This is a genomic window from Lysinibacillus sp. GW823-FHT06C08, from assembly GCF_058795135.1.
Window position 1 is genome coordinate 296,997 of the sequence record NZ_JBXAHN010000002.1, and the last position, 15,217, is coordinate 312,213.

The 15,217-nt window shown below is 40.9% G+C and carries 17 protein-coding genes and 2 riboswitches; of the genes, 16 read left to right on the plus strand and 1 reads right to left on the minus strand.

Annotation, left to right across the window (positions count from 1 at the left end; translation table 11 throughout):
• The first annotated feature begins 189 nt into the window (after positions 1-189).
• From AC1Q6O_RS09235 to AC1Q6O_RS09310, 16 genes are all read left to right on the plus strand, one after another.
• Positions 190-900, plus strand: a complete 711-nt coding sequence (locus AC1Q6O_RS09235; protein ID WP_492401067.1) for a hypothetical protein — start codon at positions 190-192, stop codon at positions 898-900.
• A 54-nt stretch (positions 901-954) separates the two neighbouring features.
• The gene (locus AC1Q6O_RS09240) at positions 955-1,209 is read left to right on the plus strand and encodes a hypothetical protein (RefSeq protein WP_492401068.1); all 255 of its coding nucleotides are present in this window, start codon (positions 955-957) and stop codon (positions 1,207-1,209) included.
• 339 nt (positions 1,210-1,548) lie between these two features.
• Positions 1,549-2,661 (plus strand): YonV family putative phage-derived protein, encoded by a 1,113-nt coding sequence (locus tag AC1Q6O_RS09245; RefSeq protein WP_492401069.1) that lies wholly within the window; start codon positions 1,549-1,551, stop codon positions 2,659-2,661.
• 46 nt (positions 2,662-2,707) lie between these two features.
• Entirely contained in the window at positions 2,708-3,448 is a 741-nt protein-coding gene (locus AC1Q6O_RS09250) for a hypothetical protein (RefSeq protein ID WP_492401070.1), read from the plus strand.
• Positions 3,449-3,553: 105 nt separating this feature from the next.
• Entirely contained in the window at positions 3,554-3,772 is a 219-nt protein-coding gene (locus AC1Q6O_RS09255) for a helix-turn-helix domain-containing protein (protein WP_216485988.1), read from the plus strand.
• Position 3,773: 1 nt separating this feature from the next.
• Positions 3,774-4,316, plus strand: coding sequence for an HNH endonuclease (locus AC1Q6O_RS09260; RefSeq protein WP_492401071.1), 543 nt, complete (start codon positions 3,774-3,776; stop codon positions 4,314-4,316).
• A 376-nt stretch (positions 4,317-4,692) separates the two neighbouring features.
• A complete protein-coding gene (locus AC1Q6O_RS09265) occupies positions 4,693-5,481 on the plus strand; it encodes a hypothetical protein (RefSeq protein ID WP_492401072.1) in 789 nt (262 codons plus the stop codon).
• 114 nt (positions 5,482-5,595) lie between these two features.
• A complete protein-coding gene (locus AC1Q6O_RS09270) occupies positions 5,596-5,898 on the plus strand; it encodes a hypothetical protein (protein WP_492401073.1) in 303 nt (100 codons plus the stop codon).
• Positions 5,899-6,016: 118 nt separating this feature from the next.
• Positions 6,017-6,352: a hypothetical protein gene (locus AC1Q6O_RS09275; RefSeq protein WP_492401074.1), complete on the plus strand. Its 336-nt coding sequence runs from the start codon at positions 6,017-6,019 to the stop codon at positions 6,350-6,352.
• A 53-nt stretch (positions 6,353-6,405) separates the two neighbouring features.
• Positions 6,406-8,529 carry a phage tail protein gene (locus tag AC1Q6O_RS09280; protein WP_492401075.1) on the plus strand — a complete coding sequence of 708 codons (2,124 nt, stop codon included), beginning with the start codon at positions 6,406-6,408 and terminating at the stop codon, positions 8,527-8,529.
• Positions 8,522-8,860, plus strand: a complete 339-nt coding sequence (locus AC1Q6O_RS09285; protein ID WP_492401076.1) for a DUF2577 family protein — start codon at positions 8,522-8,524, stop codon at positions 8,858-8,860. The genes AC1Q6O_RS09280 and AC1Q6O_RS09285 overlap by 8 nt, the downstream gene beginning before the upstream one ends.
• Before the next feature lie 70 nt (positions 8,861-8,930).
• Positions 8,931-9,470 (plus strand): hypothetical protein, encoded by a 540-nt coding sequence (locus AC1Q6O_RS09290; protein ID WP_089984482.1) that lies wholly within the window; start codon positions 8,931-8,933, stop codon positions 9,468-9,470.
• Positions 9,440-9,913, plus strand: a complete 474-nt coding sequence (locus AC1Q6O_RS09295; protein WP_492401077.1) for a hypothetical protein — start codon at positions 9,440-9,442, stop codon at positions 9,911-9,913. The genes AC1Q6O_RS09290 and AC1Q6O_RS09295 overlap by 31 nt, the downstream gene beginning before the upstream one ends.
• On the plus strand, positions 9,898-10,308 hold the full coding sequence (locus AC1Q6O_RS09300; RefSeq protein ID WP_089984477.1) for a phBC6A51 family helix-turn-helix protein: 411 nt from the start codon (positions 9,898-9,900) through the stop codon (positions 10,306-10,308). Before AC1Q6O_RS09295 ends, AC1Q6O_RS09300 begins: the two co-directional genes overlap by 16 nt.
• An 828-nt stretch (positions 10,309-11,136) precedes the next feature.
• Entirely contained in the window at positions 11,137-11,448 is a 312-nt protein-coding gene (locus AC1Q6O_RS09305; RefSeq protein ID WP_492401078.1) for a hypothetical protein, read from the plus strand.
• A 105-nt stretch (positions 11,449-11,553) separates the two neighbouring features.
• Positions 11,554-11,737, plus strand: a riboswitch (cobalamin riboswitch).
• Positions 11,738-11,970: 233 nt separating this feature from the next.
• Positions 11,971-12,729: a hypothetical protein gene (locus AC1Q6O_RS09310; RefSeq protein ID WP_090001600.1), complete on the plus strand. Its 759-nt coding sequence runs from the start codon at positions 11,971-11,973 to the stop codon at positions 12,727-12,729.
• Positions 12,730-12,834: 105 nt separating this feature from the next.
• Here the strand turns inward: AC1Q6O_RS09310 and AC1Q6O_RS09315 are convergent, their stop codons facing one another.
• Complete coding sequence (locus AC1Q6O_RS09315) at positions 12,835-14,775, minus strand: elongation factor G (RefSeq protein ID WP_089984469.1); 1,941 nt, start codon at positions 14,773-14,775, stop codon at positions 12,835-12,837.
• A 176-nt stretch (positions 14,776-14,951) separates the two neighbouring features.
• A riboswitch (cobalamin riboswitch) is annotated at positions 14,952-15,138 on the plus strand.
• Positions 15,139-15,217 lie beyond the last annotated feature (79 nt).

The following is a 15,217-nucleotide window of genomic DNA, read 5'->3' on the forward strand; positions in this document are numbered from 1 at the left end:
TTTTACTTATTATACCAAACATAAACAGTTAAATAATAACAATTTTTGAATCGGTCTTACTGAAGGAGTGGGGACCTAGCGCCTTCATTTCGCCTTTATAAACGTGGCTAATAACGGCTTTAAATCGCAAGTCGATGTATTTATCATACGAAGGCTAGAACGTCTAAAACGAAAGGAGACTAAAAGGGAATGGGAGACGAAATCGCGGTATTCAAGTATGAAACGTTAGATGTACAGATAGCAGCATTTCTCCGGCAAAAGGAGCGTAATATTCGTACGTCCTATGAGAGGATGGTCGATGAAGTGGGCACAGAGCTACTCGACGCGCAGACAAGATTAAGTGGAAATAATCAATATGATGGAGTGTTTGAGCGTTGGTACACATCACTAGGGTTTAGTAAACGAACAGTCTATAACTACATTGGCTATGTATCGGTAGTGCAACAGGTGCACGAGCAAAAATTTCCAATAGATGTGGAGACACTGCCTAAAAAGCTAGTGTATGAAATCGGCGCAAAATCGTCAGAATCAACGCCAGCAAAAGCACAAGCGAAATCAGAAGTCCTAAACGGTGACATTGATACATTAAAAGCCTACCGTGAACGCATCGCCGAATTAGAATCGCAAGCTAAACAGGCTACGGAAAAAGCAGAGAAAGCTGAGTCTGCCCGACAAATAGCCGAAGAAATAAATTTTTGCGAAAAGTTGTCCCTAAACGGAAAATTCAAGTGTGCATGTATAGTAGGAAGAAAATTATCAGATACATGTCCGGAACTGCGTTTTTGTTCGGGTATATGTAATAGAAGAAAAAAGTTTAAAAAAATGAAAAAAAGCACTTTACATTCCTCAAGTGCTGACGATATAATAAAAGTTGGTATGTCTGTTTTTTTGCAGACTTAACCTATATTATCAAATATCAATTTATAATGTCATTATACAGGAGGATGAACAGCAATGCAAGCGAAAATCGAAAAATTTATCGTAATCCATTCTCGCCAAGTAGCACAGGAAATCATCGATGCAGGACAGGCCTTAATCAAAATGGAGCCGAGTCGACATAGGCCGGGCAAACTTGTCTTTATATTCGAACGATCACATCTTATCGATGAAATTCTCGCCAAAAGTTCTAGACGGCCTCAACAGCAACACTTATCTGAAATAAAAAGTGCTTATTGGCCGTTAGAAACCGCGTCATATCAACGTTTGTGAGGTGTCGTCCTTAAAGAGAGGTATATAAAAAGTGCTTATCATCGATGACAGTTTACTGGCAGCGATAGGCGAATGAAATGAGCCGTAGAGTTCTTTACGAAGCATTCGCTAACGCTCATACTTCTATTTTTGCTAATCGCAAAAATGATATCTGTTGATAAACACTTATATCGATATAAAAGTGCTTAAGCGCTGAGGCGGTGAGGTCGTCGTCTACAACAATAATTCTACAAATCGGGAGGTTTTCAAATGGAAATGAAAAACGTAACGGTAATTGATTCGGTGATGGGAGCAGGAAAGACGACTTATGCTATTGACTACATAAACGGCGCAAGTCCGTTGGATCGTTTCATTTATGTTACGCCGTTCTTAGCTGAGGTCGATCGTGTGATTAGTTCGGTAACGGGTCGTGAGTTTGTACAACCAACGAATAACGTAGAAGGCGGTAGTAAATTAACGAGCCTAAAGCGATTGATTGAGGACGGTAGAGACATCGTAGCAACGCATAGCCTTTTTGAAATGGCAGACGATGAACTGCGCTACTTGTTGCGTGAGAATAACTACACCTTAATATTGGACGAGGTTATAAGTGTGATAGATAAGGCAGGCGTTTCACCGTCTGATATGCGACTTCTACTTGATAAAGGCTTAGTAAAAATGGAGAACAACAAAGTCGTTTGGACTGCGAGCGAAGTTGAATATGAGTACGGAGTATTCGACCGTATCAAGCTACTAGCGCAAGCGGGGACGCTTTTTTATCACCGTGACAAATACTTAATTTATGCGTTTCCACCTTCAATCTTCGAAACTTTTACTAGTGTATATGTTTTGACATATCTATTTGAAGCGCAGCTAATGAAATATTATTTCGAGTTATATTCGATTCCTTACGATTTAAAAGCAGTCAAAGACGGCCAATTAATCGAGTATGACAAGCGCCAGGAAGGACGAGAGCATCTTCGTTCATTAATTAATCTCTATGACGGACCGCACAACGATCATGGCAATGTTCCGACCGCGTTTTCTAAAGGTTGGTTGAGTCGTAGAAGTGATGGAGAAATGACGGCAATCCGTTCTAGCATGCAGTCGTATATCCGAAATATCATCAAAGCAAAGACTGACGAAGTTTTATGGACAACGATTAAAAGCTATCAAACGGATTTAAAAGGAAAGGGCTATACAAAGGGATTTCTAGCGTGTAATGCCCGTGCGTCTAACGAATATGCAGACCGTTCAACGTTAATGTACTGCTACAACCGTTACATGCATCCTATCGAGAAATCGTTCTTTCAAGATCACGATATAACTGTTAGTGAGGATAAGCTAGCGGTATCAGACTTACTTCAATGGGTTTGGCGCTCACGCATCCGTAACGGTGAATCTATCAATCTATATATGCCTGCTAGACGTATGCGAGAATTGCTAGATAAATGGACAAGATACGAAATCTAATGGTAAAACTCTTCAAAAAACTATTCTGCAAAGGGGAAATGAGATTATGACAACTGTAAATACGAGTATCACATTGAAAAAAGGCGATGTACTAAAACACACATTCTTAAAGGTTCTACCGGGAGCAGGAGCAATTGAGCTAGCACGTAAATACTTTCCGCCAAACGTCGAGTACCATGACGCTTTAGAGATTGCATCAGCATTAATCGACGGCCATTTTGAAGGCGTTGACGACCCAAAAGTACGTCGTTGCGCTCACTGCGGATATTACTACCGTGATATAACTAAAAACAATAGCTCGATAACTTGCTGTAAACAGTGTGCCGGTGGAAAAGATATTGTGTTAAAAGCATGGAGACGAGAAGTGCGTAAGGTCGGTAAGGTGCGCCGCCTGACGTGGTTAGATTTACATTACGCATCATCGTATAAGGGAGAGCCATTAGAGTACCCGTTTTGGAGCTCTGATTGGCACATGTTTGAATACGACCGCAAACGAAAAGTATATTCCTTCGGAGACGACTTCGAGCAATATGTAGCGCAACAAAAACGTAAGGCGGAAATCGGAGGTAAGCGTAAAACGCCGGAGCGTATTGATTATGATGGATATAATGCACCTCGTAATATTCACGTCAAGTTAGGCGGACATGTAGGGTATGGAAAAGTAACTATATTAAAACAAAGTCGTGAGGAAATCGAGGCGGAATTGTTAGCACGTTATGGTGCCAAAAAGCTACAACAAGAACGTATACGCGCACAAATGGCAGCGTTAGGTGAGTATAAAATTTAGGTACGACCAACTCGGCTATATATGAGGAAGCCGATACGGAAAAGTCGGCTATTTTATTTACCTATTAGTTATAAAAACGTATAAAAAATGAAAGGATTGATAATCATGGACTTTTCAGAGTACCTACGATTTACTAGGCTTTTTCACGGGCTGACACAAAAGGAAATTGCAGCTCGGCTTGGCTATACACAAGCATTAATTTCGGAAGTAGAAAATAAAAGAAAACATCCGTCGACACGGCTAAAAGTAGCGCTCACTCGCGAGTTCCCACGAACAATCGAGTTTGAGCGTTTTTTAATTGAATTGAAAATGGAGATGGTGTGAAATGACACGCAAATGTCGCACTTGCAAAGAAATTAAGAATCTAACCGAATTCACTCGACGTCCAAAAGCGCCACAAGGACGAGAGTACCAATGCAAGGCATGTCGCAGTAAAGCACGTTTCGAAAGCTCTTCATATATCAGGGAACGATTCCGTAAGCATGTATACCGCCATAACACGGTCAATCTCTATACGGAAGCAACAATTGAAGAAGTATTGAGCGCTACAAATTGCGCTTATTGTGACGTAGAAATGACAAGAGGTAAACGGGAGATAACAGAGGCTACAGTCGATCATGTTTATCTAGGTCACAATATAGACGAAAATATCGTCGTTTGTTGCCGCAGTTGTAACTCAAAAAAGCATAGACAGCATGTTTATGATTTCTATCTATCTAGCGAAAAATTCACAGACAAGCTTTGGCATGAGTTTGTTAAACAATTCGCAAGTCGTTTCTTAAAACACGAAGCGAACGAACAAGAAATCGAAGCCTGGAAACAAGGCTTTAAAGAAGAAAGCGAGGAAATGAAACGATATGGAGCATAAAAAGTATTCATCTAATTATCACGGCGAAGGTAAGCGAGCAAAGCCGAAACGCCGTAAAAAGCAGTACAACAAAAACGGTATAGAAATCATCGGACAGTGATATCTAAGACCAAAAATTATAAACGGGACGGTGTTTAACTAATGCAGATTTATTACAGTAACGACAACGGAGAGCATTGCGTTTACATTGACGAAGAGGAACGTCAGCATCGGATATTCTTGCCGAAAGAAGTGGCCACGCTGGATGCGCGATATTTTGCGCAATCAGAGGCAGCTAATTACGTAATTCAACAGTTATTAAAAGATGAAGTAGGCGCCGTTTAAAAGAAGAACTTTTAGTGCAGTAACAAATTATAAAAATACGGGGGAATATAAAATGACAAAAACAAAAATCGAGTTAATTAATGAATACTTAGAAAAAATCGGTACTTTAAAAGAAAAAGCAAGACAACTACAACTTAAGACAGTTACAGAAGCACGCGAAGATTACAACAAAATCAAATTAAATAGATTACTTAGTGGAGAGGGAAAATCGATTGAACGTGAGCAAGTACGTCAGTTTTACGCAGAAACTTTTTTGAAAGGTATGCAAGATATTAACACAGAATATGCGCGTTATATCAAGTTTGTAAAACAAATGTCGCAGGAAGTAGTGGCTACACCTAATGCGTATTCTGGTACAGACGCACAAAAAGCCTCGTTTGAATTATCTATGCGCGATTTACAGACGCGCGTAATGCTACATCACAATCTAGACGAAGCTGTAAAATTAATAGAGGATTTTGTGCGTAAGCAGGACGATGCATACTATGCGCAACAAATAGCACAACAATTTCCGAATTTAGTCTCGACTTTAGCAAGTACGACCGATCCAGCGTTAAAACAGCGACTAACACATGCCTATAAAACCGCTCAGAAAAATTCAGTAACAGAGGAAAAATTGGCGGCTCAAAAAGCACTAGAGTTGAGCGATCAACCTGACTTTGTACTAACAGTAGCAGATGCGCCTTCATTTGTTAATTTAAGGAGCGTATTAGGTCGTCAAGCTGCGCAATCTGCTAATGAGCCTGCCGTACACTTAGAACGAATGGCATTAGGTAAGGAATCGAAAGAGCATTACGAGTACGGCGAGTTCGAACAGCCGACTTTTAACGAAGGTCAATAAAAGTAAATTAAATAGCACAATTTCAAGACATGACGTTTTAAATCGACATTGTGTCTTTTATATGTAAAAAATGTTTTGATTAGTTTATATTTAACACAAAGGAGGATGATAAAGATGATTAACGGACAAAACGTAACTAGTATTATTGAAAAAATGAAAAAGTTGCATATAAATGATCCTTCCATCAAGATTTATTGGGCTCAATTGATTTTAGAATTTAATGACGTGAACGATACTATATGTTTTTTAGACGGTTGCACAGAAGAAGAAATTGGTTGGTTATCATCGGTTTTTGACGATTTGGCCTTTAAATTTCAGAGTAAGGAATATGCAGAATGTCTTAAAAGACTAGATGAAAAATATCCGGATAATGTGTTATCCAATTTGGTTGAATTAGCAGAATCGTGTATCGATTAATACCGCGCTCTTAAAAAGAGTTGCGGTTTTTATTATTACGCGGGTTTTACGCTCGCCCCGGGACGCTCTATTTTAGGGCGTCTTTTTTCTATTCAAAAACGCAAAGGAGATGCGAGAAATGAAAATAAATCACCGCAGACAGGAAATAACACAATTACTAGACGATAACGAAGTAATACTTGCTGCAGCTAAGTTTGTAGCAGAAGTGGAACGCCTTCACGGTAAAGTTCCGCAAGTTAAGGTTAAACTGGCAACCGAATTAAAAGTACCATTACTAGCTATAGCAATGAGTGGCCGTATACAAGCCGACCATGCTCGTAAACGATTAGAGGCGTTGAATGGAGCCGTCGAATATGCCAACGGAGATAGAAGCGCACGCAAACGATACATTACAGCAAGCCAACAAGCTGATCGATTGGCTGACGTAGTAGCAAAGATAGTTGAGCGAATCTAATGGCTATTAATCTAACGGCGGTTTTCAGAATGAGGGACCAGGGCTCGTCCCGTATGCGAAGATTAACGCAGTTGATGGACCAGATGAACCGCACAAGTAGAGCGACAGGGGAATCAGTAAGTCACACACAAACAGCGGTAAATAGGTTTGGGGGTGCTATATCTTCAACGTCCAATCGTATGAGCAGCTTTTCTACTCGTATGACAGGCTTACGTGCGGGAACTAATGGGCTTAGTGCAAGTTTTAGTGGTATGCAAAGTTCTTTAATTGGTCTAATGGGGGCATACGCTGGTGTGAATGGGGCGGCCAAGTTGTTTAACGCAACAATAGGCGCTGCAGCAAACTACGAACAAAATGCGATGGCTATTAGCGGAATGTTTGGGGATGATAAACAAGCTAAAAAGTATCTTCAAATGATTGAAAAGGCAGCTATTGATAGTCCAGTATTGAACAGTACAGATATGATGACAAACTCAAAGGCATTCATAGGAATTAGTAAGAACCTCGATGAATTAAAACAAGTTTGGGGTTTAGTTGAACGTATACAAGCGCTTTCTGGCGTAGACACTCAACAGGCAGCTTTCTCAACAAAAGAGCTTATGCAAGGTGACTATGTTTCAATGTACGAAGCAGTTGGACTAGATAAAAAGGAATTGCAAAAAATCACTAAAATGGACGGTATGTCTGCTAAGATGGCTGGTTTAGATAAATTATTAACCAAAATGGGTGTAACTGATGAAATGGTTAATAAGATGGGGAATACGACAAAAGGATTGTGGTCGCAACTTGAAGAGAAGTCACAGACGTTCTTTAGAAACATGGGAATGGAGAGCAATACAAAACTAGGAGAATTCTTACGACGACTAAATAAAATGTTTGATGGTCTTGATACTACCACTCTCAGCAATAAATTGGGAGGTATGCTTGCTAAAGCCACAGATAAAGCGATTGCTTTATACGATATATTCGTGAAATGGCGAACACAAATAGCATACGTAGCAGGAGCGATTGTCACTTTTGTAGCTGCGTTAGCTGTAGTAGGAACAATTTCTGCGTTGGCAAATCCGATAGCTCTAATCGCCGCAGGAATAGCCGCAGCAGTAGTCGGATTCAAAGCGCTATACGACAATAGCGAAATGTTCCGAGGAGCAATCGATGGCATAGTTGGCAAGGTTAAATCGTTATGGTCCGCATTTAAGACGGGCGGCACGGGCGGTTTAATCAGCGCACTATTTCCGCCAGATATTGCGAATCAGATTAACTCGTTAGTTGGCGGAATTAAGGCGAAAATCTCCGGATTGATGACTGCATTTAAGACAGGCGGATTTAAAGGCGTACTGGAGATGCTAATTTCTCCCGAAGCTATCAGCGCAATAATGGCGCGATTTGCAACGGTGAAGGAACAGGTTACTAGCGTGTTTTCTAGTATTGTATCAGCCGTGTTGCCAGTACTTCAAACGTTGTGGGCAGTAGCTCAGCCGATTCTTAGCGCACTATGGGACGCATTGAAAATCGTAGCTGACGTCGTAATGCTCGCTTGGAATAACATTATCGCTCCTACGATTACATTCGTTATGAAAACTTTTAAGCTTATGTGGACGGTGATTGGTCCGATATTAGAGCTTTTAGGTGCAGCGATTGGCGCAGCCTTTAAGATATTGCGCTTAGTATGGGATACGATTGTAGGTCCGTTTGTAGCGTTCCTAGCCGGTGGATTTACGCAGGCATTCGGAGCAGCTACGGAAATTGTTAAAGCGTTGACTCCCGCATTCAAAACTGTGGGCAGTTGGATTAGTACAGCGGCAGGATACTTAAAGGACTTCGCAGCAATTCTAGGAAACATTAAAATGCCAGACTGGATAGGTAAAATCGGTTCTGGTGCCGTAAGTTGGGCGAAGAAGTTGATACCAGGCAAAGACGGTGGAGCTGCTAAATCGCACTATAGCGGATTAGATTCCGTACCATATGACGGATATGCAGCGCGTCTCCATAAAGGTGAACGCGTTTTAACTGCGCGTGAAAATCATGATTATTCGGAAGGCGGCGGAGGAAACGGCACTGGCGGAGGAGTCGTTATCTCGGGCAATAACTTTACAGTACGTGAAGATGCGGACATTCATCGCATAGCGTTTGAGCTAGCGAAATTAATCGAACAGGAGATGGTGCAAGTTGGCTAAGCCTAAGATACCTACAGAAGGCAGTGGCTCCTCTCGCTTAATTGGATCAATCCGAGCAGTTGGATATAATCCTGGCGGTACTTTAAGAATAGCAACCGTTACAGGCGAGCATCCAAACTTTAGTATTCGCCTCGATGGTGACACAATCGATATACCAGAACCATTTACCGTATGTAATCCGCACTTGTTGCCTTACACCGAAACGGTGATGATTAACGATCGAGTTGCGAGTATTGAATACGAGAATAAGTTGAAAGTAGGCGTTCGCGTGTTAGTTTTCGAGCCAGAACATCAACAACAATTATACGTATTATCATTATCAGATGAATAACAAACGGGCGGGCATCGGCTTTTACAGCGGTGCTTGCCTTTTCTAATAAAACTAAATGAGGAGTGACGAAATGACGACTTTTGATATTGAGCGGATTAAAGAAGATACGAAGCGATTACGTGAAGCTAAAGAACGAGAAGATAAGGAGCGTGGCTATTGTATATTACCGAGAAACACTTACGCACCAAAGGTTAGCGATCAATTTGCGCTAGAAGTATACCGCCGCTATTGGGACGAAATCAAAAAATCTATGACAGATTATGCAACGCTACTTTTAGCAGCTAAAGGAATCAGAGCATTAGGAGAAGATGCGAAGCTTACCGAGTGGCTAGACATTCTTTCTGTTGCTAAGTTTTGTAGAGATAAACATCTACGCCTACATTTTAGCATTATTGCTCAAGTGTTTATACCTACAGTCGTTAGCGGGCAACATCATCCGGAAACGAACTACGCAAATCTAGCGCAATTAATAGCTAATGTATTTAGTAGATACCCGCCTAGTATTCAGTACGATAGCAACGATAACTACAACGGAGATTTTGAAGGATACTATGCGACAAAACGCGAGGAGGTATTGGAATGGAAACAGACGTATTGCATCGAGAATTAGACGTTCTCCTAGCCGATTGCGAGCAGAGAGAGCCGTTTCCGCCAGTTAGCGATAAGTGGGCTTATGAGTGCTACGACAAGCATTTTCCCGAGATTAAACGCTTCTTGGTAGATTACGCAACTTTACTTTTAACGGCTAAAGAGGTCGTAGCAATTGATGAGTCCCAGGAGATACAGCGGTGGATTGAAGAACTAACGATTGCGGGAGAGTGCTACGAGGACACCTTACGTTACACATGCTTTTATTTAATCGAGTTTTTACTTAAGCCGTGTATTGACGGCAATTCAACGCAAACATATGCAGAACTGGCGGACAGTATTGCCCATGAACTTTCTCAATACGAATATAGGCCTACCGATTTATTCCTCGATGAATACGACGGAAACTACACTGAATACTACGAACGAAAACGAATGGAGATGGCGGAATGGCAAGAAAATTAGACGATATTTTAAAGGAATTGACGATGGATCAAGCGAAGGCTGCTGAATTGATGTATGAAAACGACTTACTGCCGATTGGCAAACGTAAATCATTCACAGATATCGCAAAAGAGGTAGGGGTGTCTGACCGTTCACTACGTAAATGGCGCCAATTACCGGCGATGCTTGAGTATAAATCAGCTGTCACAGCTACGTATTTAACTGACAGTCGTACTCGTATTATGCAAGCGCTAGTACGCGAGTGTGAGGCGGGTAATGCCTCAATGATGAAGCTATATATGCAAACGGAGGGTATGCTTATTGACCGTGCGGAACTAGACGTTAAAACGCATGCGGTAGATGAAGCTGCGGTTGCTGCACAGTTGGCTCGCATTAAACAAGGGCTAAATCGTTGATATATCAGCGTTTTAGAGCGGTAAAGTATTAAATTGGCGGTGGTTGGCTTCGGCTGACTGCCGTCTTTTTTTTGCGTTAAAGGAGCGTTAGGGCTTCCGACTGATTCCGAAATACGGGGAAAACATCGGGCGGAAGGCGCTGGCGCATATGGGTACTCGCAAACAAATCGTTATCTGACAATTTATCCGATATTTTATACAGCTTTTTATGCAGTATTGTAACGTATGTACAAACAGGGATAGTCGCAAGAATTGCAGTATATCAACGGTGTATAAGATTGTGTATATCTTGTTTTTACATAAAAGTTATGAAAGTCAGTAGAATCAGCATTTTGTAGGTGTTTTTAGTTTACATAATCAAGCTTATGGGAAGTTGAAAATGAATATTTATTCATTTGATATTTATTGCGTCAATTAAACGTTGGATAACTCGAAAATCCCCCCAAGCCACCGACTTCCTACAGGCGCTTTCTGCTGTCCGATAATTACAGATACCATTTTCAAAACAAGCCAGTTTTTTTCGCTGTCAGACGTATCGAGAATCGTTGAATCGGATAGTTGTGCTGGTGGAATCGTCTGAATGTCGCAAAAGATATTAGTTATATATTACTTTAATTGAAAATTATAGGACTTTATTACAGTGATTTAACTTGCGTTAGTTTTGCGTCAATGCTATTTCTCTGTATTTTAACTATACCGCTAAGTGCAACCAAATAGTATCAGTCGACTTTCCTTTGTTTTTTGGCGTAACTAATTCGGATAATTTAGCGGATATTTACAAAAATATATTTGCGCTAGAATATCGAAGAGAAAGTGAGGTAATTAAAAATGTGGCATAGGGAAAATATTTTAACAGCAGACGTTAGAGCAGCGTTTAATTTAACCGAAGGTCAAGTGAGATCAATCGTAATGGCTATGAGAAAAAAAGTTGGAATTTTTACGACTAAAGTTGGCGGTGATTTACGCTATAATGCCCGTGAGGTAAGTGTTATAGAGTTCGTTCGCACTCGAATGAACGAGAATTATTTACTAGATGATGCGTGTGATTTAGCAGTATTAACGCATTATGGGAAGGATGAAAACGATGTAATAAAACAGTATCTACTATCTGAGTTACAACGAATAGAAGGCAAAGAATGAGAAGCTGGAAAATATTATGATATTTGACTTTAGAAAAACACTACTTTACAATTGATTTTAGTAATCTAATAGGAATGTGGAGTACACTCGATTCCTATGACAACTGAATAGCGTGTAGTAATAGGTGTAAATTGCGTGCAATTTGCTTAAAAGGGAAGTCGGTGTGAATCCGACACTGTCCCGCAACTGTAAATGTGAGCGACTTTTCAGCAACCACTGTCAAATGATGGGAAGGGGAAAAGTGGCGATGACCATGAGTCAGGATACCTGCCTAGTTACGAGTACACACCATAAACCTACGAGGAATAGGAGGTGGCATGTTGACAAAACAGAATGCTCTGTTCGTCACAGTACGTCATACGCCCAAAGTTCATGAAAGGGTTCATTTTAGAACTCCTTCACATTTACTTAGGGTTTGTTTGGCATTGTGTGATGAAGCACATTAAAGCGAAGGATTTCCTCAAACATAGTAGGAAGTCCTTTTTGTTTTGAAAATATGTACGCAAAGGGGATGCACATAGGATGAATATTCATGCAACGACAACACAGGAAACGCCTTTTGTAGATATGACGATTTGTAAGCAGCCACGGACAGAAATTGCTAAGAAAGCGAAAACAAGAATGGTGGTCGAATCACTAATTGATCAATTATTAGCAACGAGACTGATTCGCAACAATCGTTTTTTTGAGCAAATCTTATATAATAAAGACATTATTTGGATACAAAATGGGGAGGTAGAAGGCCATCTTTTTGCTCAGGCGAATTTAACGGATCAACTGAAAACGAAGACGAATAGCTTTATGATGTATATGCCAACCAACCCTATTGTTTATGAGGTGAATGGGGAGCAGTACCACTTAATTACACGCATTGATTCAACACGAGCAAAGCCTAATCTTGACCGTCTTTCACAGGAGCCCAATCCAGTGTTAAGCGCTGCACGTGTCAATGATTTACTATGCTCGATTGTCATACGTTTTTATGAAACGTATATGAACGATTTAGAGCAAATTCCTCATCAGGATAAACTAATTGCATTTGCACAGCAGGAATACACGCAGTTTCTTCAAGCCGTTCAGGAATTAAATGATTATCACTTTAATTGGCATCCACGTGGGAACGGCCACGAGCTATTATTAACATTAATTGATCAACTACAAATATTAAAAAGTCAGCCTGGAAAAGTAGTTATCGACTTCACGAATACGCAAGGTTATGTGGTGGTTGAACCTGCCTATCCGGTGCACAAGCCTTCAAAGAAAGCTGTTGGTGCCATATAAAAGCAAGCCCTCCATGAAGCGGAGGGCTTGCTTTATTTTTTGTAGGGATATTCTACCTTCATCTGAAGTACTAGTTCAACAGATTTGCCATGCTAGTACATGAACTTAGCTCTGACAATGCATGGCTGCTTGCGCCTCTTGCCAAGGGACAGAATAGCCTTTACCTTTTGAACAAAAAATGCTGGAAGAACTGTATTCAGGGTCGGCATTTTTATCATAGCCTATTTGAGATATTACTTCTTCTGCATGATGACACACATCATAGCCATCAAATTGGAGGGTAAGCGCACCTTTCCCATTTGTATAGGCGGCAAAAATCGTGCTATAGCTCATGAAGGTCGCTACTGGTGCACGTCCTGTTAATACAACGTCTGTTTCAGTGAGTACAGGGTCGTCGAAGGTGCCAGCAGCCTGTTGAATGTCGGTCATCATACGGCCAATAAAGTCATTGGAAGCCTTCATTTTAAAGCGATAATACGGCTCAAGCAGGACGTTCTGTGCTTGTTCCAGTCCTTGGCGCAGTGCTCGGAAAGTGGCTTCTCGGAAATCACCGCCAGACGTATGTTCATTATGTCCACGTCCCGTTAAAAGCGTAAAATGAATATCTGTTACTGCGTAGCCTGTGAGTAAGCCATGATGATCACGTTCAAACAAATGCTTCTCTACGAGGCGCTGGTTGCCCACTGATAAATCATCTGCATGGCAGGCATTGCTAAAGGTAATGCCAGTCCCACGTTCATTTGGCTGCATTAATAAATGAATTTCTGCATAATGCTTAAGTGGTTCAAAATGTCCGTAGCCTGTAACGGTTGTCGCAATTGTTTCCAAATATAATATTTGCGGCTCTCCAAAAGAGATGTTTAATGTAAAGCGCTTCAATAATACTTCTATCAGTACCTCTAACTGAATGACACCCATTATATGCACATGGATTTCCTGAAACTTTTCCTGCCATACGACACGCAATGATGGCTCCTCGGCCTCTAGTAGACGGAAAATCTTTAATACTTCTTTAATATGTTGCTCACCCTCATATTGAACTTTTGCCTGTAATGTAGGGACAAGCTCATAGGGCTGTGATAGCGTGTTACTGCCAATGCGATCGCCAATGTGTGCCTGGCTGAGCCCTTTAACAGCGAAGATTTCACCAGCCTCAACATGCTGAACAGTTTCAAAACGGCTGCCGTTATAAAGACGAATTTCTGTTACTTTCTCTGTAAGGTCTCCAAACGTAAATTCATCTCGAACATGTAATTTGCCTGTTAAAGCCTTGATGAATGTTAAACGCTGATGGCCATCATGTCGTATTTTAAAGACCTCTCCTTGAAACGGTGCTTCCGGCTCGAAGTGAGTACCCGTTATGAGTGGAAGTTGAGCAATCAATTCTTGAATGCCTTCATCTTTTAATGCCGAACCAGTAAAGCAGGGGAAGGCAGATTCATTTTTAATCATCGATTGTAGGTGCTTCATACACAGGCCATGCTCCAATGCTTCATTCAAAAAGGCATCCAGGAGCTTTTCATCACGCTCCGCCAGCCATTCCATGATTGTGCTGGAAACATAATTCTCCTGAAGTGGTTCATCGACGAATAATACATGTTCCGAGAAATCTTTATGGAGCTGGGTCATCACAGCCCTTACATCTGCTCCGTCACGATCTATTTTATTAATAAAAAAGAATGTAGGGACATGATAGTTTCGTAAAAGCTGCCATACCGTTTCAGTATGACCTTGAATACCCTCTACCGCACTTATAATAATGATGGCATAATCCATGACACGGATGGCACGCTCCATCTCTGGGGAGAAATCGACATGTCCTGGTGTATCAATCAACGTATATGTATCGTCGCCAATAGTCATGCGTCCTTGCTCGGCAAATATCGTAATGCCCCGTTTGCGCTCAAGCTCATGATTATCTAAATAGGCATCCTGATGATCGACACGTCCCCGCGCTTGAATACTATTTGTATGAAAAAGCACTTGCTCAGAAAAGGTTGTTTTTCCTGCATCAACATGAGCAAGAACCCCAATCGTCTTGTACATAATAAATCCTCGTTTCTATAAGTAGCTATCTTCTCATTGTATCAGAATACTAGCACAATTATTTCTTGTAAAATGATTCGTCTTTTTGTCGAAATAGTGCTAATATAATGATGATTATATTTTTTGCATTCTATTACTGATTGCGAATTAACGCATGAACTGCTAGTCTATCAATAGCATAATTAGAACATATTGGTGCAAATGGCATTTGTCATTTGCTTAAAAGGGAAATCGGTGCAATTCCGATGCTGTCCCGCAACTGTAAATGGGGAGTCTATACAGCATGCCACTGTAGTTTAACTATGGGAAGGCGTATAGATGATGAACCTAAGCCAGGATACCTGCCAGTATATGTATGTTAACTAAGAACCACGAGGATGGGGATAGTGATAAAGGTACTAATACCGTTTTTTCACTATGCAACTCTCTTGGCGACAAGAGG